A 25,209-nucleotide genomic window follows, 5' to 3' on the forward strand; every position below is an offset into this window, starting at 1 on the left:
GGGAGGAGGGCTTCCACCGCGACCGTTGCGAGGGGGCCTCGGGAGGAGGTGAGTCCCTGTCCCGCAGAGGCGATCCGGACCCGGGGAGGACGGACCGGACCGTAGATCCGTCAGGCGCCGTAGGCGGCGCTCCGGGCGAGGGCAGGAAGATCCGCCGTGTTCAGCCCGAGGTCGTGGAGTTCGCGCGGCCCGAGCGTGGACAGTTCGGCCAGCGTCTCGCGGTAGAGGCGGTAGCGAGCGATGCGGGTCGCGAGATCCGCACGGAGCTGCCCGATCCGTTCGGCCAGCGAAAGCCCGGTGGCGGCGTGATGGGTGTCGTGTGCGTAGGCCATGATCGTTTCTTTCGTTCCGGTTCATCCCGGGCCATCGGGGCCTCGGGACGGCGCTGTTAGCGCTGTCGGGAACACAAATAGACAATTGCTGCGACTGCACAATGGAGCTTGGGCGCAAGGCCGCCATGCAGTCAGCGCATGGAGTTGCCGCATTTTCTGGCATCCTGTTGCATGACTGGAGGGAAAGGGGCCGCCGTCGGCGCGCTGCGCGGAGGGCGGGCCCTTGCGCTTTGCCCGGTCCGCGACAAGGGTTGCCCGCCGGAAGGGCGGCCGTCGAACGGGCAGCCGCCGCTGGGGCGTCCGGTCCAGCCGGACAGGATAGGGCCGACAGGCGACAGGAGTGTGACGGATGGGTCCGACACGAGAGCAGGTGATGGCGGCGCTGGCCCGCGTGGCGATGCCGGGCGGCGGCGATCTGGCCGGCAGCGGGCTCGTGCAGGCGCTGGCGGTGGCCGAGGGAGCGGTGCGCTTCGTGCTGGAGGCGCGGGGCGTGGACGAGGCGCGGGCGCTCGAGCCCGTGCGCGCGGAGGCTGAGCGGGTGGTGCGGGCGATCCCCGGGGTCACGGGCGTGTCCATCGTCGTGACCGCGCATGGGCCGGCGGCGAAGGCCCCGGCTCCGCCTCCGCCGTCGGGGGCGCCCTCGCTGACCATCGGGAGGCACCCGACGCCGCAGGCGGGTCCGCAGCGGGTGACGGGGGTCGACCGCATCCTCGCGGTGGGCTCGGGCAAGGGGGGCGTGGGCAAGTCGACGGTCAGCGCCAACCTCGCCGTGGCGCTGGCGCGCGAGGGGCGGCGCGTGGGGCTTCTGGACGCCGACATCTACGGGCCGTCGCAGCCGCGGATGATGGGGGTGAGCAAGCGCCCCGCCTCGGCCGACGGCAAGACCATCGAGCCGCTGCACGCCCATGGCGTGACCCTGATGTCCATCGGGCTCATGGTCGACCCGGACAAGGCCATCGTGTGGCGCGGGCCGATGCTGATGGGGGCGCTCCAGCAGATGCTGACGCAGGTGAACTGGGGGCGGCTCGACGTGCTGATCGTCGACCTGCCGCCGGGGACGGGGGACGTGCAGCTCACGCTCTGCCAGAGGACGCACCTGACCGGTGCGGTCGTGGTCAGCACGCCCCAGGATGTGGCACTGATCGACGCCCGCAAGGCGATCGACATGTTCAGGACGCTCCACACCCCCATCCTGGGCCTGATCGAGAACATGAGCAGCTTCGTCTGCCCGAACTGCGGCCACGAAAGCCATGTCTTCGGTCACGGCGGCGTCGAGGCGGAGGCGCGGAAGGACGGCATCCCCTTCCTCGGCCGGCTTCCCATCGACTTGGAGACGCGGATCTCGGGCGACGAAGGCGTGCCCGTGGCAGCCGGGGAGGGGCCCATGGCCGAGGCCTGGCGCGGCATCGCCCGCCGGCTGGTCGAGGGCGGCATGGCCTGATCCGAGTCGCCCGGCTCCTCGCGACCGACCCACGCGGCGGCCCTCCGGGGTCGCCGCTTTCGTTTTGGCCCGATGCCGACAAAAAGCCGTCACAATCCGATTCGGATTTGCCTCACGAACGAGGTTCAAGGGCTAAGCGGCTGAAACACCGAAGAATGTGACCCAAGCGCCGCGAACCGTGCCGCGAATCTGTGCTGCGCCAGGACGGTTGACGAAAGGTTACCGGCGGTTCTTTGCCGGTCGAAGTTTCTGTCGTCCACAGGCCCCTCCGAAGGGGTCTTGCCCTGATGTTCCGAGAAAAGCGGGCTTTTCCACAGGGCTGTCCACAGCAAGATGGCGCTTGGGCTGTGACATTCGCGCAAAGGGCGGCCCTGAAGGCAACATAGGCCTTGAGTACCAGGAATTCCCATGGCATCCCTAATGGTGTCGGAAGCGGCGCGGGATACCCAGGGGCGACAAAGAACCCCGACCGAGACGCAGTCATACAGGCAAATCCATTCCGGTTGCTTCCGATATCGAGAGCAGGACAGCGAACGCCACAGGCAGAACGATCCGGCGCGCGAGCGAGCAGCATCCCCCCAGGTGCGCGCGCAGTCGGACTTCCCGGAAGGGACGGAAACGGCGGATCAGGTGTGGCAGCCCGGATCCGCCGTTTTCGTGTCGAAGGACCAGCACCGCGGGGGTTTGGGGCGTAGCGGGTTCCGGTGATCACGGCCAGCTTCACAGGCGAATATCCGCAAAGGATCGACGGCAAGGGCCGGATGTCGATCCCGTCGGACTTCCGCCGCGTGCTGGAGGCCAACGATCCAAACTGGACCGAGGGGCTGAACCCGTCGCTCTATCTCCTCTATGGCGAGCATCTGAGGGATCATCTCAAGGCCTACACGGTCGCGGCCTTCAACGAGGTCGCCCAGCAGATCATGGCCATCAAGCCGCGCACGCCCGAGGAGGCGCAGCGCAAGGCCGTGTCGCAGCGCCTGATCCTGGGCCAGTCGGTGCGGCTGGAGGTCGACCGCGACGGCCGCATCGTCATGCCGATCCGCCAGCGCCAGAAGCTGGGCCTGACCGAGGGCGAGGTCGTCTTCTCGGGCGGAGGCGACCATTTCGAGATTTGGGCGGCGGCGACCTTCGAGGAGAAGGTGGGAGCCCAGATGCGCGCGTTCCTGGAAGCGCAGCCCGAAGGCTTCGATCCCATGACGCTGGTCTGGGGCGGCTGAGATGATGGCCGAGCCGCATATCCCGGTCCTGCTGCGCCCCCTGCTGGCGGCCTGCGCCCCCGTGTGCGGCACCTGGATCGACGGGACCTTCGGCGCCGGCGGCTACGCGCGCGGCCTGATCGCCGCCGGAGCGGCGCGCGTCATCGGGATCGACCGGGATCCGCTGGCCCATCACATGGCGGCCGGGTGGCTTCCGGGATTTCATGGAACCATCGACCTGCGCGAAGGGACCTTCGGGGAGCTGGACCGCATCGCCGCCGAAGCGGGCGCGGAACAGGTCGAGGGCGTGGTGCTGGATCTCGGCATCTCGTCGATGCAGATCGACACGGCCGAGCGGGGCTTCTCGTTCCAGAAGGACGCGCCGCTCGACATGCGGATGTCGCAGTCGGGCCCGAGCGCGCGCGACCTCGTGAACGAGGCTGGGGAGGAGCGGCTGGCCGATATCCTGTATCTCTACGGCGAGGAACGGGCCTCGCGCCGGATCGCGCGGGCGATCCTGGCGGCGCGCCCCGTGGAGACGACGCTGGAACTGGCCGAGATCGTGGCGCGGTGCCTGCCGCGCCAGAAGCCCGGCGAGAAGCACCCGGCGACGCGCACCTTCCAGGCGTTGCGGATCGCCGTGAACGACGAATACGGCGAGCTGGCGCGCGGCCTGGAAGCGGCCGAGCGGGTGCTGGCCCCGGGGGGGCTGCTGGCGGTGGTGAGCTTCCACTCGGTCGAGGACCGGATGGTGAAGCGGTTCCTCCAGCTTCGCGCGGGGCGGATGGGGCAGGGGAGCCGCTATGCACCCGAGGCCGAGGCCGAGGCCCCTGCCTTCGAGATGGTGACGCGCAAGGCGGTCGAGCCCGACGAGACGGAGCTGGCGGCCAATCCCCGCGCGCGCTCGGCCAAGCTGCGCGTCGCGCGGCGGACGTCGGCGCCCGCGGGACGGATCAACGACGAGGAGATCGGCATGCCGATGCTCCCGACAAGCCGGACCACCGGCGGACGACCGAGGCGATGAGGGAGCGAGAGCGATGAAGGGTCTGATCACGATCGGCCTGGCCCTGCTGGTGATGGGCCTGGGCTTCTGGGCCTATCAGGAGAACTACGCCACGCAGGCCAGCCTTCGCGAGGTGCGCGACCTCAGGGGCCAGATCGCGGCGGCGCAGGCGCGGCTCGATCGGCTGGAGGCCGAATGGGCCTATCTCAACCGGCCTGACCGGCTGCGCGACCTCGCCGAGATCAACTTTCAGCGGCTGGAGCTGCTGCCGCTGATGCCCGAGGCCTTTGCGGCCGTGGACGAGGTGCCCATGCCGTCGGACACGCTGGCTCCGGTCCTGTCGGAACTCATCGTCTCGCACGGGACGCCCGGCGACGGGGAGGAGCCGCTGTGACCACGCGCGAGCTGGCCCTGGCGGCCGCCGCGCTCGGGCGCGGGGCCTGGGCGCGACGGCCCTCGCTGCGGCTCCTGCGCCGCGCCGCCACCCGCGACAGTGCCGAGCGGGCGCGCATCCGGGCCGAGAAGCGGATCTGGATCCTCGCGGGGGTCTTTGCCCTGGCCTACGGCACCGTGGGCACGCGCATGGCGGTGCTGGCTTCCACCGAGCCCGAGGAGCCGCAGGTCGCGAGCGCGATCGACGCCCCGATCCTCAGCACCCGCGCCGACATCGTGGACCGCGAGGGGCGCATCCTGGCCACCAATCTCGCGACCCATGCGCTTTATGCCCAGCCGCGGCAGATGGTGGACCCAGCCCGTGCCGCGCGCGAGCTGGCGGCGATCTTCCCCGACCTCGAGGAGGCCGAGCTGCTGCGCGACTTCACGGGGCCGCGCAAGTTCCTGTGGATTCGCCGCCAGATCAGCCCCGAGCAGGTGCAGGCCGTCCACGACATCGGCGAGCCGGGGCTGCTGTTCGGACCCCGCGAGATGCGGCTTTACCCGAACGGGCCGGTGGCGGCCCATATCCTGGGGGGCGCGGGCTACGGGCGCGAGGGCGTCGATTCGGCCGAGGTGATCGGCACGGCCGGGGTGGAGCGCCACTTCGACGCCCGGCTGCGTGACCCCGAGCGGCAGGCCGAGCCGCTGGCGCTGTCGCTCGACCTCACCATCCAGGCCGCTATGGAGGAGGTGCTCCAGGGCGGCATGACGCTGATGAACGCCAAGGGCGCGGCCGGCATCCTGATGGATGTCCACACGGGCGAGATCCTGGCCATGGCCTCCCTGCCGGACTTCGATCCCAACACGCGGCCCCCGGCGGCCACGAGCGGCGACCCCGGTGACAGCCCCCTGTTCAACCGGGCGATCCAGGGCGTCTACGAACTGGGTTCGGTGTTCAAGATCTTCACCGTGGCGCAGGCGCTGGACCTCGGGCTCTTGAACCCCGAGACCATGATCGACACCCAGGGACCGATGACCTGGGGCCGCTTCCGCATCAACGACTTCCACTATTATGGCGCCGAGAACACGGTCACGGACGTGATCGTGAAGTCCTCGAACATCGGCACCGCCCATATCGCCCTGATGATCGGGCCCGCGCGGCAGAGGGCCTTCCTGCAGGGGCTGGGCCTTCTGGAGCCCACCCATGTCGAGATGACGGAGGCGCGGACGGGCCGGCCTCTGCTGCCGGCGCAATGGTCCGAGATCAGCCTCCTGACCATCTCCTACGGGCATGGGGTCTCGACCTCGCCCCTGCACCTGGCGGCGGCCTATGCAGCCATCGGCAACGGCGGGACGGCGGTGACGCCGAGCCTTGTCCACGAGGAGAACCGCGAGCCCGGGCCGCGCGTCCTGAGCGAGCAGTCCGCGCGCCAGTCGGTCGACATGCTGCGGCAGGTGGTGTCGCGGGGGACGGCCTCGCTCGCGGACGTGCCGGGCTACGAGGTGGCGGGCAAGACCGGGACCGCCGACAAGCCGCGCGCCACGGGCGGCTACTACGACGACAAGGTCATCGCGACCTTCGCGGGGGTCTTCCCGGCGAGCGATCCCCAGTACGTCATCGTGGTCAGCCTCGACGAGCCCGTGGAGACCTCGGGGACCGAGCCGCGCCGGACGGCGGGCTGGACGGCGGTGCCGGTGGCGGCCGAGCTCGTCCGGCGCGCGGCGCCTTTGCTGGGGCTTCGTCCGGCGGTTGAAGTGGCGGCGGCGGACGGTGTAACCGAGCCCGCGAACTGACGCGGAGGGCCAGCATGGCCGAGACCAAGACATTGGCCGAGCTGGGCCTGACCGCGCCGGGCGGGCGCGATCCCGCCGTGACGGGACTGTCGGTGGACAGCCGGATGGTGGAGCCGGGGCACCTCTTCGCCGCGCTGCCCGGCGCCACGATTCACGGCGCGCATTATGTCGAGGCCGCCGTCCTGCGCAGGGCCGCCGCCGTGCTGACCGACGCCGAGGGCGCGCGCCTCGCGGAAGGCAAGCTGGGCGGGGCCGTCCTGATCCTGGCCGAGGACGCGCGGCAGGTCTTTGCCCGGAGCTGTGCGCTGTGGTTCGGGCCGCATCCCGAGGCGGTGGTCGCCGTCACAGGCACCAACGGCAAGACCAGCGTGGCGAGCTTCTGCCGCCAGATCTGGATGGGCCTGGGGTTGAGCGCGGTGAACCTGGGAACCGTGGGCGTCGAGGGAGCGTGGGAGGCCTCGCTGCGCCACACGACGCCCGATCCGCTCACGCTGCACCGGGTGCTGGCGCAGGCACGGCGCGCGGGCGTGACCCATGTGGCGATGGAGGCCTCCTCGCACGGGCTCGACCAGCGGCGGCTCGATGGCGTGTGGCTGGCTGCGGCCGGGTTCACGAACTTCACTCAGGACCATCTCGACTACCACGGAACGTTCGAGGCCTATTTCGACGCCAAGATGCGGCTGTTCCGGGCCGTGCTGCCCGAGGACGGCGTCGCGGTCGTGAACCTCGACGACCCCAAGGGGCCGGAGGTCGCGGCCATCGCCGCCGCACGCGGGCTGGAGGTGATCGGGACCGGCGCGGCCGAAGGGGCGCGGCTCCGGCTTTTGGGCCAGCGCTTCGACGCCACGGGGCAGGACCTGCGGTTCGCCTGGCAGGGCGAGGTGAGGCAGGTCCGGCTCGACCTGATCGGAGGCTTCCAGGCCGAGAACGTGCTGGTTGCGGCGGGTCTCGTGATCGGCGCGGGCGAGGACCCGGAGACCGTGTGGAAGGCGCTGCCGCTGCTGAAGACGGTGCGGGGGCGGATGCAGCTGGCGGCCCGGCGAAGGAACGGAGCGTCCGTGTTCGTGGACTATGCCCATACGCCCGACGCGGTGGAGACGGCGCTGGCGGCGCTGCGGCCCCACGTCATGGGGCGGATCATCGCCATCGTGGGGGCGGGCGGGGACCGCGACCGGAGCAAGCGGCCCTTGATGGGGGCGGCGGCGGCGCGCCACGCGGACCTCGTGATCGTCACGGACGACAACCCGCGCAGCGAGGACCCCCGCAGCATCCGGGCCGCCGTGATGCAGGGCGTGCGCGAGGCCGGAGGCGCGGAGCGGGCGACCGAAGTGGGCGACCGCGCCGAGGCGATCCTGCGGGGCGTGGATGCGCTCCAGCCGGGGGATGCGTTGCTCGTTTGCGGCAAGGGGCATGAGACGGGGCAGATCGTCGGCAACGAGATCTATCCGTTCGACGACGTGGAGCAGGCGAGCGTCTCGGTCGCCGTGCTGGAGGGACGGGAATGAGCCTTTGGACGGCGGACGAGGCCGCGGCGGCCACGGGCGGGACGGCGACGCGCGACTGGGTGGCCGGGGGCGTGTCCATCGACACACGGACCCTTCGGCCGGGCGACCTGTTCGTGGCGCTGAAGGCCGCGCGGGACGGGCACGACTTCGTCGCCCAGGCGCTGGAGAAGGGCGCGGCGGCGGCGCTGGTGACCCGCCGACCCGAGGAGGTGGCGGAAGATGCGCCCCTCCTGATCGTGCCGGACGTTCAGGCGGCGCTGGAGGACCTGGGCCGGGCCGGGCGGGCGCGGAGCCGCGCGCGGGTCGTGGGCGTCACCGGCTCGGTGGGCAAGACCTCGACCAAGGAGATGCTGCGGTCGGCGCTGGAAACGCAAGGGACGGTCCATGCCGCCGAAGCCTCCTACAACAACCATTGGGGCGTGCCGCTGACGCTGGCGCGGCTTCCGGCCGACGCGGACTTCGCCGTGGTCGAGATCGGCATGAACCACCCGGGCGAGATCGCGCCGCTGGCCCGGCAGGCGCGGCCGCACGTGGCGCTCATCACGACCATCGGGGCCGCGCATCTGGAGGCCTTCGGGTCGCTGGAGGGCATCGCCGCCGAGAAGGGGGCGATCTGCGAGGGTCTGGAGCCCGGCGGCGTGGCCGTGCTGCCCGCCGACGTGCCGCAGCTTCCGGTCCTGCTGGCCTGCGCCGAGACGGCGGGCGCGCGGGTCGTCACGTTCGGGCTGGCGGACGGGGCGTCCCACCGGCTCCTCGACCTGCGCATGGCCGGGGGGGCTACGGTGGGGCGCGCGCTGGCCGGGGACGAGCCCGTGCATCTGAAGGTCGCCACCGAGGGCGCGCATTTCGCCGTCAACGCCTTGGGCGCGCTGGCGGCGGCCGAGGCGCTGGGGGCGGAGCGGGCGCTGGCGCTCAACGGCCTTGCGGGTTGGACCCCGCCCAAGGGCCGTGGCGGGCGCGAGGAGATCGAGTGGGGCGACGGCCGGATCACGCTGGTCGACGACGCCTTCAACGCCAACCCGACCTCGATGGCGGCGGGGCTGGCCGTGCTGGCGGGAATGCAGCCCGAGGATGGGCCTGGCCGCATCTCGCGCGGGCGGCGGATCGCCATCCTGGGCGACATGTTGGAGCTGGGGCCCGAGGAGGCGGCGCTGCACGCGGGCCTTGCGGAGGACCCGGCCATGGAGGCCGTCGACCAGGTGCATTGCGTAGGCCCCCGCATGAGGGCGCTGCACGCGGTGCTGCCCGCCGACCGGCGCGGCGAATGGGCCGAGCGGCCCGAGGCCCTGTCGGGCCACCTGCGCCGGCTTGTTGACGCGGGGGACGTGGTGCTGGTCAAGGGCTCCAAGGGGAGCCGCGTCTCGCTCGTCGTTGACGCGATCCGACGGATGGGGCAAGGCGCGCCGTCCATCGAGGGAGGCTGATCCGCATGCTCTACTGGCTGACCGCGCTGTCGGACGGGGGGGACGTGTTCAACCTCTTCCGCTACATCAGCTTCCGGGCGGGCGGGGCTTTCCTGACGGCGCTGATCTTCGGCTTCGCCTTCGGGCCGCGCCTGATCGGCTGGCTGCGGGTCAAGCAGGGCAAAGGCCAGCCGATCCGCAGCGACGGACCGCAGACGCATTTCATCAAGGCGGGCACGCCGACGATGGGAGGCCTCCTGATCGTGGGGGCGGTGCTGACCGCGACGCTCCTGTGGGCGCGGTGGGACAATCCCTTCGTCTGGATGGTGCTGTTCGTGACGCTGAGCTTCGCGCTCCTGGGCTTCGCGGACGACTACGCTAAGGTCACCAAGCAGACCGTGGACGGGGTGTCGGGGCGCGTGCGGCTTGCCATCGGCTTCGTGGTGGCGGCCATCGCCGCCATCTGGGCGGCGGCCTGGCATCCGGCGGAGCTGACGAACCAGCTCGCGCTCCCGTTCTTCAAGGATGCTCTCATTCACCTGGGCATCCTGTTCGTGCCCTTCGCGATGATCGTGATCGTCGGCGCCGCCAATGCGGTGAACCTGACCGACGGGCTCGACGGGCTGGCCATCATGCCGGTGATGATCGCGGCGGGAACCTTCGGGGCCATCTCCTACGCCGTGGGGCGGACGGACTTCACCGAATACCTGGGCGTTCACTTCGTCCCCGGCTCGGGCGAGATCGTCATCTTCTGCGCGGGGCTGATCGGCGGGGGACTGGGCTTCCTGTGGTACAACGCCCCGCCGGCGGCGGTGTTCATGGGCGACACCGGGTCCCTGGCCCTGGGCGGCGCGCTGGGCGCCATCGCCGTGGCCACCAAGCACGAGGTCGTCCTGGCCATCGTCGGCGGGCTCTTCGTGGTCGAGGCGCTGTCGGTCATCATCCAGGTCTTCGTCTACAAGCGCACCGGCCGGCGTGTCTTCCTGATGGCGCCGATCCACCACCACTTCGAGAAGAAGGGCTGGGCCGAGCCGCAGATCGTCATCCGCTTCTGGATCATCAGCCTGATCCTCGGGGTGATCGGGCTGGCCACGCTGAAGGTGCGCTGAGTGAGGGTCCGGCGGCTGGAGCCGGGCGACCGGGCCGGCTGGGACCGTCTCTATGCCGGCTATGCCGGATTCTACGGCGTGGCGCAGACGCCCGGGATGCACGACCGGGTCTGGGGCTGGCTCCACGACCCGGCGCACGAGGTCGAGGGGTTCGTCGCCGAGCGGGGCGGGGCGCTGGTGGGATTGACCCATTTCCGCGCCTTCGCGCGGCCGCTCTCGGCCACGACTGGCGGGTTCCTGGACGACCTGTTCGTCGATCCCGAGGCACGGGGCTGCGGCGCGGCCGAGGCGCTGGTCCGCGCTGTGGCCGAGGAGGGGCGCCAGCGGGGCTGGTCGGTGATCCGCTGGATCACAGCCAAGGACAACGCCCGTGCCCGCAGCCTTTATGACCGGCTGGCGCGGGCGACGCCCTGGGTGACCTACGATCTCGCGCCCTGAATCCCCGGCTTGCGGGGCCGCACCTGCGCGGGGATAAGGCCACCGGCAGAGCGGAGGGGCAGCATGATCGCGGTTCAGAACGTGGCGGGCACGCGGGTGGCGGTGCTGGGACTGGGCCGGTCGGGGCGCGCGACCGTGCGGGCGCTGGAGCAGGGCGGGGCCACGGTGGTCGTCTGGGACGATGGCGGCGAGGCGCGCGCCCAGGCCGAGGCCGACGGGCTGGAGGTCCGGGACCTGACCAAGGCGAAGTCCTGGGACGGGGTCTCCCTTTTGGTGACGAGCCCCGGCATCCCGCACCTTTACCCGCAGCCGCATCCCGCGATCGCGGCCGCCTGGGACGCCGGGGTGCCCGTCGACAACGACATCGGGCTGTTCTTCCGCTCCTTCGCGACCGACGCCTGGGACGGCTTCGGCACGCGGCCCAAGGTCGTGACCGTCACGGGATCGAACGGCAAGAGCACCACGAGCGCGCTGATCCATCATATCCTGGCCGAATCGGGACGGCCGAGCCAGTTGGCCGGGAACATCGGGCGCGGGGTGCTGGACCTGGAGCCCGCGCGGGACGGGGAGGTCGTCGTGCTGGAGCTGTCGAGCTACCAGACGGACCTCGCCCGGGCCCTGACGCCCGACGTCGCGGTGTTCACCAACCTGAGCCCCGACCATCTGGACCGCCACGCAGGTCTGGGGGGCTACTTCGCGGCCAAGCGGAGGCTGTTTGCGGAAGGGGGACCCGACCGCGCCGTGATCGGCGTGGACGAGAACGAGGGGCGCTACATGGCGAACCAGCTTTCGGAGGGGCCGGGGGATGACCGGGTGATCCGCGTCTCCTCGGGGACCAAGCTGGAGGAGGCGTCCTGGGCCGTCTTCGCGCGCAAGGGGTTCCTGGCGGAGTGGCGCAAGGGGCGGCAGGTGGCGAGCGTGGACCTGCGGAGCATTACCGGCCTGCCCGGCGCGCACAATCACCAGAACGCCTGCGCGGCCTGGGCGGTGGCGCGCAGCCTCGGCCTGGGCCCCAAGGCCATCGAGGCCGCGATGCGGAGCTATCCGGGGCTGCCGCACCGCAGCCAGCGCATCGCCGAGAGAGGCGGCGTCGCCTTCGTCAACGACTCCAAGGCCACCAACGTCGATTCGGCGGCCAAGGCGCTGCAGGCCTTCGCCCGCATCCGCTGGATCTGCGGGGGGCTGGAGAAGGAGGGGGGCCTCGGGCCTCTGGTGCCCCATCTGGGCTCGGTCGCGAAAGCCTACGTCATCGGGCGGGAGGCTGCGGCCTTCGCGCGCCAGCTTCCGGGGATCGAGGCCGAGGTCTGCACGACCATGGCCCGCGCCGTGGAACGGGCCATCGCCGAGGCGCAGGCAGGCGAGACGGTGCTTCTGGCCCCGGCGGCGGCGAGCTTCGATCAGTACGACAACTTCGAGAAGCGCGGCGAGGACTTCGTGGCCGAGGTCCGGGCGCGACTGGGGTAGGGCAGGGGCATGGTCACGGCTTTGGGTCATCCTGAGCCGAGCCTGCCCGCCAAAGCTTAAGGAAGCGTAGCACCACCGAACGGTGGGGGACCGATTCGCGCAACACCCCGGCGGACCGGGACCTACCCTATGGAGGCGGGGCCCCGGCGCCGGCGTTCCAGAGCGGGACGGTCGAGATCGACATCTTGGCCGAGCCCTGGCTCAGTTCGGTCGCGTGGGCGAGGTAGACGAGGACCTGGTTCTCCTCGTCGTAGATGCGCGTGACGCGCAGCGACTTGAGAATGATCGACTGGCGCTCGGAGAAGATCTCCTCTCCTTCGGGCGAGGTGTCGATGTCGCCCAGCCCGATGGGGCCGGTCTGGCGGCAGGCGATGGAGGAGTTGGAGGGATCCTCGAACCAGTTGCCCTGGCTGAAGCGGTCGATGAGCGACCGCTCGAAGTAGGCGACGTGGCAGGTGACGCCCTCGACCTCGGGATCGGGCAGCGCCTCGACGATGACGTCGTTGCCAACCCAATCGACGCCGACGCGGCCCACCTCCTCGGCGGAAAGAAGCGCGGGCAATGTCGAGAATATCACGGACAGGAGAGCAAGTTTCATGCGCCGGGAACGCGAGCCTGCCCCAGCGGTTCCCCTCACCAAAGGGCGCTTGTCCCGCATCGGAGCCCAGGGCTCCGACCGTCCAGCTTCGCCCAGAACGTCATCGGGTCGCTTCATGGCTGCTGAATACTTGAGCATTGGCACGAACCGCACCGCCGATTTGCTGCATTGCAGCGAAACAGGGGCGTGCTCTGATGTATTCAGTCCAAGACCCGCCACATTCGGAGCAGTTTCATGACTCTACACCGTTCGGCGCGCCTTGTCACGCTATTTGCCGTCGGGCTCGCGCTCGCCACCCCCGCCCTGGCCGAGGAGGAGCAGGGGGCCTCGCTGCGCGACATCCTGGCCTGGGGAACCACGACGACCGCCTATGTCCAGCTCGTCCCGGCGGACGGCCATCCGGCGGACCTCGTGTTCCTGAACGAGCTCACGCACGGGAATCCGCTGGAGATGATCTTCGCGCTGGAGCTCGATGGCCTGGTGGTCGATGTCGAGGTCATCAACGGCATCGGCGAGGAGCCCGACATCGTGACCGTGCTGCCGCCGCCGGGCTTCGTCGCGGTGCCGGAACGGCTGGAGGTCGACGAAGGCCAGACGGGCCGCATCGAGATCCAGCACGCCCTCCTGAGCTGACCGCTTGACTTGGGGCCGGTCCGGGGCAGCATCCGAAGGGTGCCGCCCGGAGGTCGAATGCCGCAGGACCCGCCCGCCCTGATCCTGGAGACCGCGATCTACGCGGAGGACCTCGACGCCGCCGAGGCCTTCTATGGCGACGTGCTGGGGCTGGCCCGCATCTCCCGCGTCGGGCGGCGGCATGTCTTCTACCGCTGCGGGCCGGGGGTGTTGCTGATCTTCAACCCCGCCGAAACCGAGGTGGTCGATCCCGCCTCGCCGCTGCCGGTCCCGCCGCACGGGGCGCGGGGGCCGGGGCACCTGTGCTTCGCGGCCGAGCCGCTGGGACTGGCAGCCTGGCGCGCGCGGCTGGAAGCGGCCGGGATCGCGATCGAGGCCGAGACCGACTGGCCCTCTGGGGGCCGCTCCTTCTACTTCCGCGATCCGGCGGGCAACTCCCTGGAGGTGGCCGAGGCGCGGATCTGGGGGGGCTGATGGAGTCGGTCTGGACGATGGGCCGCGGGGAGGGTCCGCTGCATCAGGAATTCGGCTGGCTCGTGAAGGGGCTCGAATGGGCCGGCGAGATCATCGACGTGCTGGCGATCCTGCTCCTGCTGATCGGGGCCATCCGGTTCATCGTCGGAGTGGTCCAGGCCGAGCTGTCGCGCGATTCTGGGGTGCGGTTCCGAGGCCTCAACCGGGAGCGGGTGGAGCTGGCCCGCTACATCCTGTCGGGGCTGGAGCTGCTGATCGTCGCGGACATCATCCGCACGGCGCTGAGCCTTGCGCTGTCGGATCTGGTGTTCCTGGGCGTTCTGGTGCTGATCCGGTCGGTGATCTCCTTCTTTCTCGACCGCGAACTGGAGCAGCTTCGCCAGGAGTTGTCGGAGCCGCCTCTCGTGGCCCCGCATCGGGAGGACTAGCGCGCCGCGCGCAGGATGGAAGGGGAGCGCCGTGACGGGCCGGCGCGGGGCTCCTCCATGTGGCGCTGGCGGTGGTCGCGAACGCCGCGGCGCCCGAGCGGGCGGTTTCGCCGCCGGCGACCGTGGCGACGCTGCTCCTTGCGGGGCTTGTGTCGAAGGCGTGATGCGGTTCGGTTGACCCCGCACGGGCCGAGCGCTAAGCCGCAGGGCGCGGGCGCGCGGGCGCCCCATAGGTCCGGAGGCGCGCGTGGACGACGGCTTTCTGAGGGAATACCTCCCCATCATCATCTTCCTGGGGCTCGCGGTCGCCCTGGGGATCATCCTGATCCTGGCTGCGGTGGTCCTGGCCGTGCGCAACCCCGACCCGGAAAAGGTGTCGGCCTACGAATGCGGCTTCAACGCCTTCGACGACGCGCGGATGAAATTCGACGTGAGGTTCTACCTCGTGTCCATCCTGTTCATTATCTTCGACCTCGAAGTCGCCTTCCTGTTCCCCTGGGCCACGGCCTTCGGCGAGCTGTCCATGGCGGCCTTCTGGTCGATGATGATCTTCCTCGCCGTGCTGACCGTCGGGTTCGCCTACGAGTGGAAGAAGGGAGCCCTTGAATGGCAGTGAAGGACGACACCAAGAAGCCCGGCCTGATCCTTCCCACCGAGGAGGAGATGCAGCGTGCCGGGAGCCTTGTGCAGGGCGGGCCGCAGACGGGCGGCCTGGAGGTGCAGGGGGTCCAGACGGGGCTCTACACCGCCGGGGCCGACCGCGAGGTCACCGTGCGCGAGATGAACAAGGACCTCCAGGACAAGGGGTTCCTCGTCACCTCGACGGCCGACATCATCAACTGGGCGCGCACGGGCTCGCTGCACTGGATGACCTTCGGGCTCGCCTGCTGCGCCGTGGAGATGATGCACACCTCCATGCCGCGGTACGACCTCGAACGCTTCGGGACGGCGCCGCGGGCCTCTCCGCGCCAGTCGGACCTCATCATCGTGGCGGGCACGCTGACCAACAAGATGGCGCCGGCCTTCCGCAAGATCTACGACCAGATGCCCGAGCCGCGCTACGTGATCTCCATGGGATCCTGCGCGAACGGCGGCGGCTACTACCACTTCGGCTACTCGGTCGTGCGCGGCTGCGACCGGATCGTGCCCGTGGACGTCTACGTGCCGGGCTGCCCGCCCACGGCCGAGGCGCTGCTCTACGGCATCCTCGCGCTCCAGCGGAAGATCCGCCGGACCGGCACCATCGTCCGCTGAGGCCCAACCCATGACCGACACCACCGATCTCCAGACCCCCGCGCAGGTGCCCGAGGCGCCCACCGATCCGCTCGACGCGCTGGGCGCCTCGATCGTCGCCCGGCTGGGCGACGCCGCGATGGGCCATGCGGTCACGCATGGCGAGCTGGCCATCGAGGTCGACATCCGCCGGATCGTGGAGGTGGTGGGCTTCCTTCGCGCCGATTCGGCCTGCCCGTTCTCGTGCCTGATCGACATCACGGCGGTGGACTGGCCGGGGCGCGCCAAGCGCTTCGACATGGTCTACCACTTCCTGTCGATGTACACGAACCGCCGCATCCGCGTGAAGGCGCAGGTCTCCGAGGAGGAGATGGTCCCCTCGATCATCCCCGTCTTCCCAGGCGCCAACTGGTTCGAGCGCGAGGTCTTCGACATGTACGGGCTCGTCTTCTCGGGCCACCCGGACCTGCGGCGGCTGCTCACGGATTACGGCTTCCGCGGCCATCCCTTGCGCAAGGACTTCCCGCTCACGGGCTTCAACGAGGTCCGCTACGACGAAGTGCAGAAGCGCGTCGTCTACGAGCCGGTGAAGCTTGCGCAGGAATGGCGACAGTTCGACTTCCTGAGCCCCTGGGAGGGCGGGGCCTTCGCGCTGCCCGGCGACGAGAAGGCCGGCGCGTCGAATCCCCAGAAGGGCAAGGCCACCACCCCCAACACCAACCGCTGAGAGGCGCAGCATGGACGGCGATCTGAAGGGCGACATCCGGCCCAACCTCCGCGGCACCGACATCGAGCGCGGCGGCGAGGCCGGCACGCGGGGCTTCGAGGACACCCTTACGGGCGAGCAGAAGATCCGCAACTTCAACATCAACTTCGGCCCGCAACACCCGGCGGCGCACGGGGTTCTCCGGCTGATCCTCGAGCTCGACGGCGAGATCGTGGAGCGCTGCGACCCGCATATCGGGCTGCTGCACCGGGGCACCGAGAAGTTCTGCGAGCACAAGACCTACCTCCAGGCGCTGCCCTACTTCGACCGGCTCGACTACTGCTCGCCCATGGCGATGGAGCACATGTGGTGCCTCGCCATCGAGAAGCTGACGGGCGTGACGATCCCCCGCCGGGCCTCGCTGATCCGGGTTCTCTATTCCGAGATCACCCGCGTCCTGAACCACCTGCTGAACGTGACGACCTGGGCCATGGACGTCGGCGCGCTGACGCCGCCGCTCTGGGGCTTCGAGGAGCGCGAGAAGCTGTTCATGTTCTACGAGCGGGCCTCGGGCGCGCGGATGCACGCGGCCTATTTCCGGCCCGGTGGGGTACACCAGGACCTGCCGCCCGTGCTCCTCGACGACATCGAGGCCTGGGCGGACCACTTCCCCAAGGTGCTGGACGACATCGACGAGCTGCTGACCGAGAACCGGATCTTCAAGCAACGCAACGTCGATATCGCGATCATCACCGAGAAGGACGTGCAGGACTGGGGCCTGTCGGGGCCTATCGCGCGCTCGGCCGGGCTGGCCTGGGACCTGCGGCGGTCGCAACCCTACGAGTGCTACGACGAGTTCGATTTTCAGGTGCCGGTGGGCAAGAACGGCGACAACTACGACCGCTACCTGATCCGCATGGCGGAGATGCGCGAGTCGACCAAGATCATCCACCAGGCCATCGCCAAGCTGCGCGTGGAGCATGGCGACGTGCTGGCGCGGGGCAAGATCACGCCGCCCAAGCGCGGCGAGATGAAGACCTCGATGGAAGCCCTGATCCATCATTTCAAGATGTACACCGAAGGCTTCCACGTCCCGGCGGGCGAGACCTACACCGCCATCGAGGCGCCCAAGGGCGAGTTCGGGGTCTATCTGGTCGCCGACGGCACCAACAAGCCGTACAAGGCCAAGATCCGGGCCGCCGACTACCTGCACCTGCAGGCCATGGATCACCTCGTGAAGGGGCACATGCTCGCGGACGTGTCGGCGGTGATCGCCACGCTCGACATCGTGTTCGGGAGCATCGACCGCTGAGGCAGTCGCGCGCCGCCGGGACGGCCCGGCGGCCAGGGAATCGGGAGGGCAGGATGATCGTTCGAGCCGTGGCGCTGGTGGTGGCGGGGGGCGTCGCCCTTTCGGCCTGCAGCCGGTCCAGCCCCCTCGTCAGTCCGGCTCCGCAGGGGGCCGCGCAGCCCCAGCCGGTCGGCGCCCCCGTCACGGCCCCGCCGCGCGACCGTCTGGTCGCCGCGCTGGAGTCCGAGGGCTGCCTCTTCAGCCGCGAGACCTCGGGCGCGGTGCTGCTGCGCGCGAACCTGACGCAGGCCGAGGCGGCGCGCATCCTGGGCGAGCTCGACGCCGAGGGGCGGCTCGAGGCCGGGGGGACGGAAGGGGCCGAGACCATCCGGCTCCTGTCCGCGAACTGCATCTGAATCCGCTCGGCCGGGGTCTGTCCCCGGCCGGCTTCGCGCTGTATAGGCGCCCTGACCACGCCGCTGACCTCTGATCGGACCCCCATGCTCCGTCGCCTCGACAAAGACCAGCCCGCCGCCTTCGCCTTCACGCCCGCCAATCGCCGTTGGGCCGAGGCGCAGATCCAGAAGTATCCCGAGGGCCGGCAGGCCAGCGCCGTGATCCCCCTGCTGTTCCGCGCGCAGGAGCAGGAGGGCTGGGTCTCCAAGCCCTGCATCGAGGAGGTCGCTCGGATGCTGGGGATGCCCTACATCCGGGTGCTGGAGGTCGCGACCTTCTACTTCATGTTCCAGCTCTCGCCCGTGGGGAGCATCGCGCATATCCAGATCTGCGGGACGACGCCCTGCATGCTGCGCGGGAGCGAGGAGCTGATTGAGCTCTGCCAGCGCCGCATCTCGGCCGAGCCGCACCATCCTGGCGCCGACGGCAAGTTCTCGTGGGAGGAGGTCGAGTGCCTGGGGGCCTGCGCCAACGCCCCGATGGCACAGATCGGCAAGGACTACTACGAGGACCTGTCGGCCGAGAGCCTGAACCGCGTGCTGGACGAACTGGAGGCGGGCCGCGTGCCGAAGCCGGGCTCGCAGACCGGGCGCTTCGCTTCGGAGCCCGCGGGCGGGATCACGACGCTGCAGGCGTTCACCGGCGGGCACGAGCACAACGCCAGCGTGGACCTCGCGCTGACCATCGGCGACACGGTCAAGCGGATCGACGGGACCGAGGTGCCGTTCCGGGCGCCCTGGCTCCGCACCCCGCAGCAGGACGAGGTGCCGCCGGTTCCCGTCGAGGAGGTGCAGGCGGTGACTCCACCGGACGGCGAGCCGGCCGAGGCGCCGGTGCGGACGGACATGGAGCATGTGGGCCGTCCGCCGGGCGTGCGCCATCCGCTGCCAGGCGGCGAGACCGTCGCGCCGGCGCCCGAAGGCGAGCCGCTGGGCGTGACGCCGGACGGCAGCCAGACGGCCGGGCCGGACGCGACCAGCGCCGAGATCGAGACGGCGCCGCTTTCGCCCGAGCAGGTACCGGCCGTGCTGGTGGCGCCGCGCGACGGCGTGGGCGACGACCTGCAGCGCATCCAGGGGATCGGGCCCAAGCTCGAAGCCGTGCTGCATGACTTGGGCGTCTGGCACTTCGACCAGATCGCCTCGTGGAACCCCGGCGAGGTCGCCTGGGTCAACTCGCGCCTGGGCCAGTTCCGCGGCCGCATCGAGCGCGACAACTGGATCGAGCAGGCCCGTCGGCTTGCCACCGAAGAGGGACGGGGATGGCAGCAGGCCGAGACTCCCGCGCCCTGAGCGGCCACAAGCGGCTGGTGCCCCGGAGCGGGCGGCCCTCGCGGCCTGCGGCTCCGACGGAGGACCCGCGCCTGAAGGCCACGCCCAAGGGGCCGGACCCGCGTCTCGGGGCGGCCGGGCGGCGCGCGGCGCTGGTGCTGGCGGGCGTGGGCCTGTTCTGGATCGCCGTCACGGCGCTGGGCGACGCCCTTGGCTGGTCCCCGCGCCTGCGGGCGCTGCTCGACCTATTCGCTCTCGCGGGCTTCGGCTTCGCGCTCTATCTGACATGGCAGGTCTGGCGGCTGAGCCGGACGCACAAAGGGTAAGGCCCATGCTTGAGGACAAGGACCGCATCTTCACCAACCTGTACGGGATGCACGACCGGTCCCTCGCCGGGGCCCGCGCGCGCGGCCACTGGGACGGGACCAAGGACATCCTGGACAAGGGGCGTGACTGGATCGTCAACGAGATGAAGGCCTCGGGGCTGCGGGGGCGGGGCGGAGCCGGCTTTCCCACGGGCCTCAAGTGGTCCTTCATGCCCAAGGAGTCGGACGGGCGGCCCGCCTATCTCGTGGTCAACGCCGACGAATCCGAGCCCGGTACCTGCAAGGACCGGGAGATCATGCGCCATGACCCGCACACGCTGGTCGAGGGCTGCCTGATCGCCTCCTTCGCGATGGGGGCCCATGCGGCCTACATCTACATTCGCGGCGAATACGTACGCGAGAAGGAATCGCTCCAGCGCGCCGTGGACGAGGCCTATGACGCGGGGCTGATCGGGCGGAACGCCTGCGGCTCGGGCTGGGATTTCGACCTCTACGTGCATCACGGGGCCGGCGCCTACATCTGTGGCGAGGAAACGGCGCTGCTGGAAAGCCTCGAAGGCAAGAAGGGCATGCCCCGGATGAAGCCGCCCTTCCCGGCGGGAGCGGGGCTCTACGGCTGCCCGACGACGGTGAACAACGTCGAGTCGATCGCCGTGGCGCCCACCATCCTGCGGCGCGGCGCGTCGTGGTTCTCGTCCTTCGGGCGGCCCAACAACGCGGGGACCAAGCTCTTCGCGATCTCGGGACACGTGAACAAGCCCTGCGTGGTCGAGGAGGCCATGTCGATCCCCTTCGTGGAGCTGATCGACAAGCATTGCGGCGGCATCCGGGGCGGCTGGGACAACCTCAAGGCGGTGATCCCCGGCGGCTCGTCGGTGCCGAACATTCGGGCCGAGGTGATGAAGGACGCGATCATGGACTTCGACTGGCTGCGCGAGCAGCGGTCGGGCCTGGGGACGGCCGCCGTCATCGTCATGGACCAGAGCACGGACATGGTGAAGGCGATCTGGCGGCTCGCCAAGTTCTACAAGCACGAGTCCTGCGGCCAGTGCACGCCCTGCCGTGAAGGCACTGGCTGGATGATGCGCGTCATGGAACGGCTGGTGAAAGGCGAGGCGGAGGTCGAGGAGATCGACATGCTGCTCGACGTCACCAAGCAGGTCGAGGGTCACACGATCTGCGCCCTGGGGGACGCCGCGGCCTGGCCGATCCAAGGCCTGATCCGCAACTTCCGCGACGAGATCGAGGACCGCATCCGGGCCAAGCGCACGGGCCGCGTCACGGCGCTGGCGGCGGAATGAAGCGGAGCGGCCTCCTCGGCTTGGCGGGGGCCGTTCTCCTGACGGCCTGCGGAGGACTGGAGATCGCCCCCGACGGCAGCGCCACGGTCCCCTACATGGACCGCGACTGGACGGTGCGGCGGGTCGAGGCAGAGCCGCGGCCCGACCTGTCGGACGGGGCGCTGTTGCGCCTGCCAGACGGCGGGTTGGCGGTGCCACCCGATGCGGCGTTTGTCGATCAAGGGCCGGCGATCCGGGTCCGGGGCGGCGTCACGCGGCCGGCGGCCAGCGACGTGCTGGCTCTGTACTGCCAGGAGCGCGGGCTCGACGTGGCGCCAGGCTGGCGGGGGGCACCGGTGCGCTTCGACGACACCGGGGCCGAGTTTGTCTTCTACACCGACTGCTGAGGGACCCGGGGCGGGCCTTCGACGCTTGAACCCGGAGCGGACACGAGGTCCGCGTCACCGGAGGAAGCGCGCGATGAAGGCAAGGGCATTGGTGGCCGGGTTGGCCATCTGGGGCGGGGCGGCGGCAGCGGCGGACCTCGTGGTCGCGGGGGCGGCCGGGACGGTGGCCTGGCCCGGAGAGCTGGAAGTGGTGCGCAATGTCGGGTCCCGTGACGGGCACCGGGTCGTGGTGCCGGAACCGGGCGGCGCGCGGGCAGCGATCGAATGGCGCAGCCCCGTCGAGGTCCGGGTGCGGACCCTGTCGGGCGAGCGCCTGAGCCCCGCCCTTCAGGCCGCAGCCCGGGTCGAGGCCACGACCTGCGATCGGGGCGTGCCGGTGGATGCGCGCGAGGCGTTCGAGCTGAACGGGACCTACGTCCTTCGCTTCGACTGCGCCTGGCTTCAGGATCAGTAGGTGCTGGGCGGATCGCTCGCGGGGAAGCTTTCGTCCGACATCTCGTCGGCCAGGTCCCAATGCCGGACGGGCAGGGTCATCTCCTTGGTCCCGGCGTTGCGGACGGGCTGGTAGGGCGATTTCGTGCCGCTCTGCCCGCGAAGCTGGGCCGCATGGGGCCGCAGGGCGTAAGCGGCCCCGGCGAGCCCCAGGGCGAGAAGGGCAAGGGCCGGACGGGTGAAGGTCATGGACGCGTCTCCGGTTCGGGTGAATCGCAGACGCAACGGCGGCGACGCAGGGATGTTCCCGCCCGTGCCGCAAGGAACGGATGCGCGGCGGCCGGTCTCGAGGCATGATGGCGATGCGCCACCAACCGGGAGGACCTGATGCCGCATCTCGCCCAACTCAACATCGGTCGCCTCGTCGCCGACACGGACGATCCCCGCGTGGCCGAGTTCATGGCGGCGCTCGACCGGGTCAATGGGCTCGGCAAGCGGATGCCGGGCTTCGTCTGGATGATGGAGGGCTCGGGCGCGCCGGGGACGGGCAACACCGAGGCCAAGATCGGCGGCGATCCGCGCTTCGTGTCGAACCTGACGGTCTGGGAGTCGGTCGCGGCGCTGGAGCACTTCGTCTGGAATACCGTCCACCGGCAGTTCTATGAACGTCGGGCCGAATGGTTCGAGGTGCTGGGAGGCATGCACTTCGTCATGTGGTGGGTGCCCGAAGGGCACCGGCCCACGCTGGAGGAGGCGCTGGAGCGGCTGGCCCATGTGGAGGCGCATGGAGATTCGGACCACGCCTTCGGCTGGCGGCACCTGCCAAAGGCGCGACTCTGGCGGACCCGCGCCTGCTCACAGGGGGCCGCCTGACGGGACCGGGGCCTGTCACCAGCCCACGGCGAGTTGATATGGCTTAGCGGCCGGCGCACCCCACATGCTGGGCGGAGTGAACGGCCGGACCGGATGCCCCGCAACCGGCCTTGGACAGGAGCCCCCGCCATGATCGCCGTCCTTCGCGCCCTTGCGCTTCTTTGCGCACTTCCGTTGACCGCCGCCGCGCAGGAGAGGCCACCGCTGGGGCAGGTCGAATCGATCACCGAGGGGCTGATCGACACGGCCATCGCCTACGAGATCGGCGAGCGGTGCGAGAGCCTCGATGGACGCAGGATCCAGGGGCTCGCCTATCTCCTTTCGCTCCAAGCCGAGGCGCGGCGCCTGGGCTACTCGCCCCAGGAGATCGACGCCTTCATCGATGACGACGGCGAGAAGGACCGGCTGGAAGCCATCGCCCGGGGCCGGCTGCGCGACATGGGCGCCGTCGAAGGGGAGTGGGACACCTACTGCGCCGTCGGTCGAGCGGAGATGGACCGGGGCAGCCGGATCGGGCGGTTGCTGACCGACTAGGCGGGGCACGGGCCAGGGGATCGCAAGCGCGGGAGCAGCGCTCGGAGCATCTGGCCCTTGGGCGGGGTCCACGCTAGAAGGCGCGGCAAACCGGGGCGACCCATCGCGCCCCCGAGCCGAAAGGGATGCCCGCATGTCCGACCTGAAGCCCATCAACATCGACGGCACGGTCTACGAAGTGCCGGGCGCCATGACGGTGCTCCAGGCCTGCGACATGATCGGGATCGAGATCCCGCGATTCTGCTACCACGAGCGTCTGTCCATCGCTGGCAACTGCCGCATGTGCCTCGTGGAGGTGGTGGGCGGCCCGCCCAAGCCGTCAGCTTCCTGTGCGCTGCAGGTCAAGGACCTCCGCCCCGGCAAGAACGGCGAGCCGCCCGAGGTCAAGACCGCCTCGCCCATGGTCAAGAAGGCCCGGCAGGGGGTGATGGAGTTCCTGCTCATCAACCACCCGCTCGACTGCCCGATCTGCGACCAAGGCGGCGAATGCGACCTGCAGGATCAGGCACTGGCCTACGGGCTCGACTTCTCGCGCTACCGGGAGCCGAAGCGCGCCGTGGAGGACCTGGAACTGGGGCCTCTGGTCGAGACGCACATGAACCGCTGCATTTCCTGCACGCGCTGCGTCCGCTTTACGACCGAGGTCGCGGGCGTGACCGAGATGGGCCAGACCGGGCGCGGCGAGGACAGCGAGATCACGAGCTATCTCAACCAGACGCTGTCGTCGAACCTGCAGGGCAACATCATCGACCTCTGCCCCGTCGGCGCGCTGGTCAGCAAGCCCTACGCCTACAAAGCGCGGCCCTGGGAACTGGTCAAGACCGACTCGGTGGACGTGATGGACGCGCTGGGGTCCGCGATCCGCGTGGACGTCAAGGGACGAGAGGTCATGCGCATCCTGCCGCGCAACCATGACGGCATTAACGAGGAGTGGCTGTCCGACAAGGCCCGCTTCGTGTGGGACGGCCTGCGGCGGCAACGGCTCGACACGCCCTATGTGCGCGAGAATGGCAGGCTTCGGAAGGCGACCTGGGGCGAGGCGCTGGCCGTGGCCGCCCAAGCCATGAAGGGCCGCCGGGTGGCGGGCCTCGTGGGCGACCTCGCCTCGACAGAGGCGGCCTTCGCGCTCAAGGACCTGATGGCCCGCGTCGGTGGCGTGGTCGAGTGTCGGGTGGACGGGACCCGGCTCCATGCCGAGGGGCCGCGCGGCGCCTGGGCGGGCAACGCCCGGATCGAGGACCTGGCCACGGCCAAGAGGATCGTGATCGTCGGCTCCAACCCGCGCGCCGAGGCGCCGGTGCTGAACGCACGCATCCGAGGTGCCTGGCTCAAGGGCGCGGACGTAACGGTGATCGGCGAGGCCGCCGACCTCACCTATGACTACGACTATGCCGGCGCGGATCGCGCGGCGCTCGACCGGCTGCGGCAGGACGCGCAGGCGACCGAGAACGCGGTCGTCATCCTGGGGCAGGGGGCCCTGCGCGAGGCGGACGGCGAGGCAGTGCTGAGCCATGTCCTGGGCCTCGTGGAGGCGATGGGGGCCAAGCTTCTCGTGCTGCACACGGCGGCGTCGCGCGTGGGCGCCATGGACGTGGGCTGCGTGACCGAGGGCGGGATCCAGGCCGCCGTCGAGGGGGCAGAGGTCATCTGGAACCTGGGTGCCGACGAGATCGAAATCGGGGTAGGCCCCTTCGTCATCTACCAGGGCAGCCATGGCGACCGCGGCGCGCACCGTGCCGACCTGATCCTGCCCTCCGCTGCCTGGACGGAAGAGAACGGAATCTTCGTGAACACCGAGGGACGTCCGCAGCTGGCGCTCCGCGCGGGCTTCGCGCCCGGCGAGGCCAAGGAGAACTGGGCGATCCTGCGCGCCGTCTCGGGCGCCATCGGCTCGCCCCAGCCCTGGGACAGCCTCGCGCAGCTTCGGCAGGCGCTGGTCACGGCGCATCCGTACCTGGCCGAGATCGACAGCGTGGCCTCGAACCGGCTGCCTCACCTGCCGCCGCGCCGGATGGGCGACGCGACCTTCCGCAACGCGGTGCGGGACCACTACCTGACGAACCCCATCGCGCGCGCGAGCCGCGTCATGGCCGATCTCGCGCAGCTTGAGGCGGGGCGTCAGCAGAAGCGCTTGGCGGCGGAGTGAGGCAGGCCCGCATGGGCCGCCCCACTTCGAGACAGGACGACGGAATCGGCTGGAAACCGGC

The 25,209-nt window shown here is 70.3% G+C and carries 29 protein-coding genes; 26 read left to right on the forward strand and 3 right to left on the reverse strand.

What is annotated here, in order from left to right:
- Nucleotides 1-110: 110 nt before the first annotated feature.
- Nucleotides 111-332: a DUF1127 domain-containing protein gene (locus FHG71_RS04345; RefSeq protein ID WP_139080403.1), complete on the reverse strand. Its 222-nt coding sequence runs from the start codon at nucleotides 330-332 to the stop codon at nucleotides 111-113.
- A gap of 349 nt (nucleotides 333-681) precedes the next feature.
- Between FHG71_RS04345 and FHG71_RS04350 the strand changes: the two genes are divergently transcribed.
- The 10 genes from FHG71_RS04350 (at nucleotide 682) to murD (ending at nucleotide 12,060) form a co-directional block, all read left to right on the forward strand.
- Nucleotides 682-1,773: an Mrp/NBP35 family ATP-binding protein gene (locus FHG71_RS04350; RefSeq protein WP_139080404.1), complete on the forward strand. Its 1,092-nt coding sequence runs from the start codon at nucleotides 682-684 to the stop codon at nucleotides 1,771-1,773.
- 704 nt (nucleotides 1,774-2,477) lie between these two features.
- Entirely contained in the window at nucleotides 2,478-2,990 is a 513-nt protein-coding gene (locus FHG71_RS04355) for a division/cell wall cluster transcriptional repressor MraZ (protein WP_246045336.1), read from the forward strand.
- Between the two features lies 1 nt (nucleotide 2,991).
- The gene (gene rsmH, locus FHG71_RS04360) at nucleotides 2,992-3,993 is read left to right on the forward strand and encodes a 16S rRNA (cytosine(1402)-N(4))-methyltransferase RsmH (RefSeq protein WP_425467323.1); all 1,002 of its coding nucleotides are present in this window, start codon (nucleotides 2,992-2,994) and stop codon (nucleotides 3,991-3,993) included.
- Between the two features lie 13 nt (nucleotides 3,994-4,006).
- Complete coding sequence (ftsL, locus tag FHG71_RS04365) at nucleotides 4,007-4,366, forward strand: cell division protein FtsL (RefSeq protein ID WP_139080405.1); 360 nt, start codon at nucleotides 4,007-4,009, stop codon at nucleotides 4,364-4,366.
- Complete coding sequence (locus tag FHG71_RS04370) at nucleotides 4,363-6,141, forward strand: peptidoglycan D,D-transpeptidase FtsI family protein (protein WP_246045337.1); 1,779 nt, start codon at nucleotides 4,363-4,365, stop codon at nucleotides 6,139-6,141. The genes ftsL and FHG71_RS04370 overlap by 4 nt, the downstream gene beginning before the upstream one ends.
- A 14-nt stretch (nucleotides 6,142-6,155) precedes the next feature.
- Nucleotides 6,156-7,646 carry a UDP-N-acetylmuramoyl-L-alanyl-D-glutamate--2,6-diaminopimelate ligase gene (locus tag FHG71_RS04375; RefSeq protein WP_139080406.1) on the forward strand — a complete coding sequence of 497 codons (1,491 nt, stop codon included), beginning with the start codon at nucleotides 6,156-6,158 and terminating at the stop codon, nucleotides 7,644-7,646.
- Entirely contained in the window at nucleotides 7,643-9,070 is a 1,428-nt protein-coding gene (locus FHG71_RS04380) for a UDP-N-acetylmuramoyl-tripeptide--D-alanyl-D-alanine ligase (protein WP_139080407.1), read from the forward strand. Before FHG71_RS04375 ends, FHG71_RS04380 begins: the two co-directional genes overlap by 4 nt.
- A gap of 5 nt (nucleotides 9,071-9,075) precedes the next feature.
- The gene (mraY, locus tag FHG71_RS04385) at nucleotides 9,076-10,158 is read left to right on the forward strand and encodes a phospho-N-acetylmuramoyl-pentapeptide-transferase (RefSeq protein ID WP_139080408.1); all 1,083 of its coding nucleotides are present in this window, start codon (nucleotides 9,076-9,078) and stop codon (nucleotides 10,156-10,158) included.
- A complete protein-coding gene (locus FHG71_RS04390; protein WP_246045338.1) occupies nucleotides 10,159-10,596 on the forward strand; it encodes a GNAT family N-acetyltransferase in 438 nt (145 codons plus the stop codon). It begins immediately after the preceding gene.
- A 63-nt stretch (nucleotides 10,597-10,659) separates the two neighbouring features.
- The gene (gene murD, locus FHG71_RS04395; protein ID WP_139080409.1) at nucleotides 10,660-12,060 is read left to right on the forward strand and encodes a UDP-N-acetylmuramoyl-L-alanine--D-glutamate ligase; all 1,401 of its coding nucleotides are present in this window, start codon (nucleotides 10,660-10,662) and stop codon (nucleotides 12,058-12,060) included.
- A gap of 127 nt (nucleotides 12,061-12,187) precedes the next feature.
- On the opposite strand, the gene FHG71_RS04400 is transcribed toward murD, so the two are convergent.
- Nucleotides 12,188-12,658 carry a CreA family protein gene (locus FHG71_RS04400; protein ID WP_139080410.1) on the reverse strand — a complete coding sequence of 157 codons (471 nt, stop codon included), beginning with the start codon at nucleotides 12,656-12,658 and terminating at the stop codon, nucleotides 12,188-12,190.
- 234 nt (nucleotides 12,659-12,892) lie between these two features.
- On the opposite strand from FHG71_RS04400, the gene FHG71_RS04405 reads away from it, so the two are divergent.
- The 13 genes from FHG71_RS04405 (at nucleotide 12,893) to FHG71_RS04465 (ending at nucleotide 21,617) form a co-directional block, all read left to right on the forward strand.
- The gene (locus FHG71_RS04405) at nucleotides 12,893-13,291 is read left to right on the forward strand and encodes a hypothetical protein (RefSeq protein ID WP_139080411.1); all 399 of its coding nucleotides are present in this window, start codon (nucleotides 12,893-12,895) and stop codon (nucleotides 13,289-13,291) included.
- 57 nt (nucleotides 13,292-13,348) lie between these two features.
- Nucleotides 13,349-13,765 carry a VOC family protein gene (locus FHG71_RS04410; RefSeq protein ID WP_139080412.1) on the forward strand — a complete coding sequence of 139 codons (417 nt, stop codon included), beginning with the start codon at nucleotides 13,349-13,351 and terminating at the stop codon, nucleotides 13,763-13,765.
- The gene (locus tag FHG71_RS04415) at nucleotides 13,765-14,193 is read left to right on the forward strand and encodes a DUF1622 domain-containing protein (protein ID WP_139080413.1); all 429 of its coding nucleotides are present in this window, start codon (nucleotides 13,765-13,767) and stop codon (nucleotides 14,191-14,193) included. The genes FHG71_RS04410 and FHG71_RS04415 overlap by 1 nt, the downstream gene beginning before the upstream one ends.
- Before the next feature lie 247 nt (nucleotides 14,194-14,440).
- Complete coding sequence (locus FHG71_RS04420) at nucleotides 14,441-14,809, forward strand: NADH-quinone oxidoreductase subunit A (protein WP_246045339.1); 369 nt, start codon at nucleotides 14,441-14,443, stop codon at nucleotides 14,807-14,809.
- A gap of 164 nt (nucleotides 14,810-14,973) precedes the next feature.
- The gene (locus tag FHG71_RS04425; protein ID WP_139080570.1) at nucleotides 14,974-15,447 is read left to right on the forward strand and encodes a NuoB/complex I 20 kDa subunit family protein; all 474 of its coding nucleotides are present in this window, start codon (nucleotides 14,974-14,976) and stop codon (nucleotides 15,445-15,447) included.
- 10 nt (nucleotides 15,448-15,457) lie between these two features.
- Entirely contained in the window at nucleotides 15,458-16,153 is a 696-nt protein-coding gene (locus FHG71_RS04430) for an NADH-quinone oxidoreductase subunit C (protein ID WP_139080414.1), read from the forward strand.
- 10 nt (nucleotides 16,154-16,163) lie between these two features.
- Entirely contained in the window at nucleotides 16,164-17,444 is a 1,281-nt protein-coding gene (locus FHG71_RS04435) for an NADH-quinone oxidoreductase subunit D (protein WP_139080415.1), read from the forward strand.
- 53 nt (nucleotides 17,445-17,497) lie between these two features.
- Nucleotides 17,498-17,839, forward strand: a complete 342-nt coding sequence (locus tag FHG71_RS04440; protein ID WP_139080416.1) for a hypothetical protein — start codon at nucleotides 17,498-17,500, stop codon at nucleotides 17,837-17,839.
- Between the two features lie 84 nt (nucleotides 17,840-17,923).
- Nucleotides 17,924-19,171 (forward strand): NADH-quinone oxidoreductase subunit E, encoded by a 1,248-nt coding sequence (locus FHG71_RS04445; RefSeq protein ID WP_139080417.1) that lies wholly within the window; start codon nucleotides 17,924-17,926, stop codon nucleotides 19,169-19,171.
- Nucleotides 19,141-19,476 carry a DUF5337 family protein gene (locus tag FHG71_RS04450; protein ID WP_176559286.1) on the forward strand — a complete coding sequence of 112 codons (336 nt, stop codon included), beginning with the start codon at nucleotides 19,141-19,143 and terminating at the stop codon, nucleotides 19,474-19,476. The genes FHG71_RS04445 and FHG71_RS04450 overlap by 31 nt, the downstream gene beginning before the upstream one ends.
- A 5-nt stretch (nucleotides 19,477-19,481) precedes the next feature.
- Nucleotides 19,482-20,777, forward strand: coding sequence for an NADH-quinone oxidoreductase subunit NuoF (gene nuoF / locus FHG71_RS04455; protein WP_139080418.1), 1,296 nt, complete (start codon nucleotides 19,482-19,484; stop codon nucleotides 20,775-20,777).
- Nucleotides 20,774-21,163 carry a hypothetical protein gene (locus FHG71_RS04460; RefSeq protein ID WP_139080419.1) on the forward strand — a complete coding sequence of 130 codons (390 nt, stop codon included), beginning with the start codon at nucleotides 20,774-20,776 and terminating at the stop codon, nucleotides 21,161-21,163. Before nuoF ends, FHG71_RS04460 begins: the two co-directional genes overlap by 4 nt.
- A 73-nt stretch (nucleotides 21,164-21,236) precedes the next feature.
- A complete protein-coding gene (locus FHG71_RS04465; RefSeq protein ID WP_139080420.1) occupies nucleotides 21,237-21,617 on the forward strand; it encodes a hypothetical protein in 381 nt (126 codons plus the stop codon).
- Here FHG71_RS04465 and FHG71_RS04470 read toward each other — a convergent pair.
- Complete coding sequence (locus tag FHG71_RS04470; RefSeq protein WP_139080421.1) at nucleotides 21,611-21,844, reverse strand: hypothetical protein; 234 nt, start codon at nucleotides 21,842-21,844, stop codon at nucleotides 21,611-21,613. The genes FHG71_RS04465 and FHG71_RS04470 overlap by 7 nt on opposite strands.
- Nucleotides 21,845-21,982: 138 nt before the next feature.
- On the opposite strand from FHG71_RS04470, the gene FHG71_RS04475 reads away from it, so the two are divergent.
- The 3 genes from FHG71_RS04475 (at nucleotide 21,983) to nuoG (ending at nucleotide 25,148) form a co-directional block, all read left to right on the forward strand.
- Nucleotides 21,983-22,468 (forward strand): DUF3291 domain-containing protein, encoded by a 486-nt coding sequence (locus tag FHG71_RS04475; protein WP_139080422.1) that lies wholly within the window; start codon nucleotides 21,983-21,985, stop codon nucleotides 22,466-22,468.
- Between the two features lie 129 nt (nucleotides 22,469-22,597).
- Nucleotides 22,598-23,002, forward strand: coding sequence for a DUF5333 domain-containing protein (locus tag FHG71_RS04480; protein ID WP_139080423.1), 405 nt, complete (start codon nucleotides 22,598-22,600; stop codon nucleotides 23,000-23,002).
- Between the two features lie 133 nt (nucleotides 23,003-23,135).
- Nucleotides 23,136-25,148, forward strand: coding sequence for an NADH-quinone oxidoreductase subunit NuoG (gene nuoG / locus FHG71_RS04485; RefSeq protein WP_139080424.1), 2,013 nt, complete (start codon nucleotides 23,136-23,138; stop codon nucleotides 25,146-25,148).
- Nucleotides 25,149-25,209: the final 61 nt, after the last annotated feature.

It is taken from the genome of Rubellimicrobium roseum (assembly GCF_006152145.1).
GTDB lineage: Bacteria > Pseudomonadota > Alphaproteobacteria > Rhodobacterales > Rhodobacteraceae > Rubellimicrobium > Rubellimicrobium roseum.

Bases quoted from the DNA above. Each gene is read 5' to 3' on its own strand.
- FHG71_RS04440 (WP_139080416.1), top strand. From the start codon at position 17,498: ATGATCGTTCGAGCCGTGGCGCTGGTGGTGGCGGGGGGCGTCGCCCTT.
- FHG71_RS04470 (WP_139080421.1), bottom strand. From the start codon at position 21,844: ATGACCTTCACCCGTCCGGCCCTTGCCCTTCTCGCCCTGGGGCTCGCC.
- FHG71_RS04415 (WP_139080413.1), top strand. From the start codon at position 13,765: ATGGAGTCGGTCTGGACGATGGGCCGCGGGGAGGGTCCGCTGCATCAG.
- rsmH (WP_425467323.1), top strand. From the start codon at position 2,992: ATGATGGCCGAGCCGCATATCCCGGTCCTGCTGCGCCCCCTGCTGGCG.
- mraY (WP_139080408.1), top strand. From the start codon at position 9,076: ATGCTCTACTGGCTGACCGCGCTGTCGGACGGGGGGGACGTGTTCAAC.
- FHG71_RS04460 (WP_139080419.1), top strand. From the start codon at position 20,774: ATGAAGCGGAGCGGCCTCCTCGGCTTGGCGGGGGCCGTTCTCCTGACG.
- FHG71_RS04480 (WP_139080423.1), top strand. From the start codon at position 22,598: ATGATCGCCGTCCTTCGCGCCCTTGCGCTTCTTTGCGCACTTCCGTTG.
- FHG71_RS04465 (WP_139080420.1), top strand. From the start codon at position 21,237: ATGAAGGCAAGGGCATTGGTGGCCGGGTTGGCCATCTGGGGCGGGGCG.
- FHG71_RS04450 (WP_176559286.1), top strand. From the start codon at position 19,141: ATGGCAGCAGGCCGAGACTCCCGCGCCCTGAGCGGCCACAAGCGGCTG.
- FHG71_RS04345 (WP_139080403.1), bottom strand. From the start codon at position 332: ATGGCCTACGCACACGACACCCATCACGCCGCCACCGGGCTTTCGCTG.
- nuoG (WP_139080424.1), top strand. From the start codon at position 23,136: ATGTCCGACCTGAAGCCCATCAACATCGACGGCACGGTCTACGAAGTG.
- ftsL (WP_139080405.1), top strand. From the start codon at position 4,007: ATGAAGGGTCTGATCACGATCGGCCTGGCCCTGCTGGTGATGGGCCTG.
- FHG71_RS04375 (WP_139080406.1), top strand. From the start codon at position 6,156: ATGGCCGAGACCAAGACATTGGCCGAGCTGGGCCTGACCGCGCCGGGC.
- FHG71_RS04405 (WP_139080411.1), top strand. From the start codon at position 12,893: ATGACTCTACACCGTTCGGCGCGCCTTGTCACGCTATTTGCCGTCGGG.
- FHG71_RS04410 (WP_139080412.1), top strand. From the start codon at position 13,349: ATGCCGCAGGACCCGCCCGCCCTGATCCTGGAGACCGCGATCTACGCG.
- FHG71_RS04380 (WP_139080407.1), top strand. From the start codon at position 7,643: ATGAGCCTTTGGACGGCGGACGAGGCCGCGGCGGCCACGGGCGGGACG.
- FHG71_RS04445 (WP_139080417.1), top strand. From the start codon at position 17,924: ATGCTCCGTCGCCTCGACAAAGACCAGCCCGCCGCCTTCGCCTTCACG.
- FHG71_RS04425 (WP_139080570.1), top strand. From the start codon at position 14,974: ATGAACAAGGACCTCCAGGACAAGGGGTTCCTCGTCACCTCGACGGCC.
- FHG71_RS04400 (WP_139080410.1), bottom strand. From the start codon at position 12,658: ATGAAACTTGCTCTCCTGTCCGTGATATTCTCGACATTGCCCGCGCTT.
- FHG71_RS04475 (WP_139080422.1), top strand. From the start codon at position 21,983: ATGCCGCATCTCGCCCAACTCAACATCGGTCGCCTCGTCGCCGACACG.
- FHG71_RS04430 (WP_139080414.1), top strand. From the start codon at position 15,458: ATGACCGACACCACCGATCTCCAGACCCCCGCGCAGGTGCCCGAGGCG.
- FHG71_RS04435 (WP_139080415.1), top strand. From the start codon at position 16,164: ATGGACGGCGATCTGAAGGGCGACATCCGGCCCAACCTCCGCGGCACC.
- FHG71_RS04350 (WP_139080404.1), top strand. From the start codon at position 682: ATGGGTCCGACACGAGAGCAGGTGATGGCGGCGCTGGCCCGCGTGGCG.
- nuoF (WP_139080418.1), top strand. From the start codon at position 19,482: ATGCTTGAGGACAAGGACCGCATCTTCACCAACCTGTACGGGATGCAC.
- murD (WP_139080409.1), top strand. From the start codon at position 10,660: ATGATCGCGGTTCAGAACGTGGCGGGCACGCGGGTGGCGGTGCTGGGA.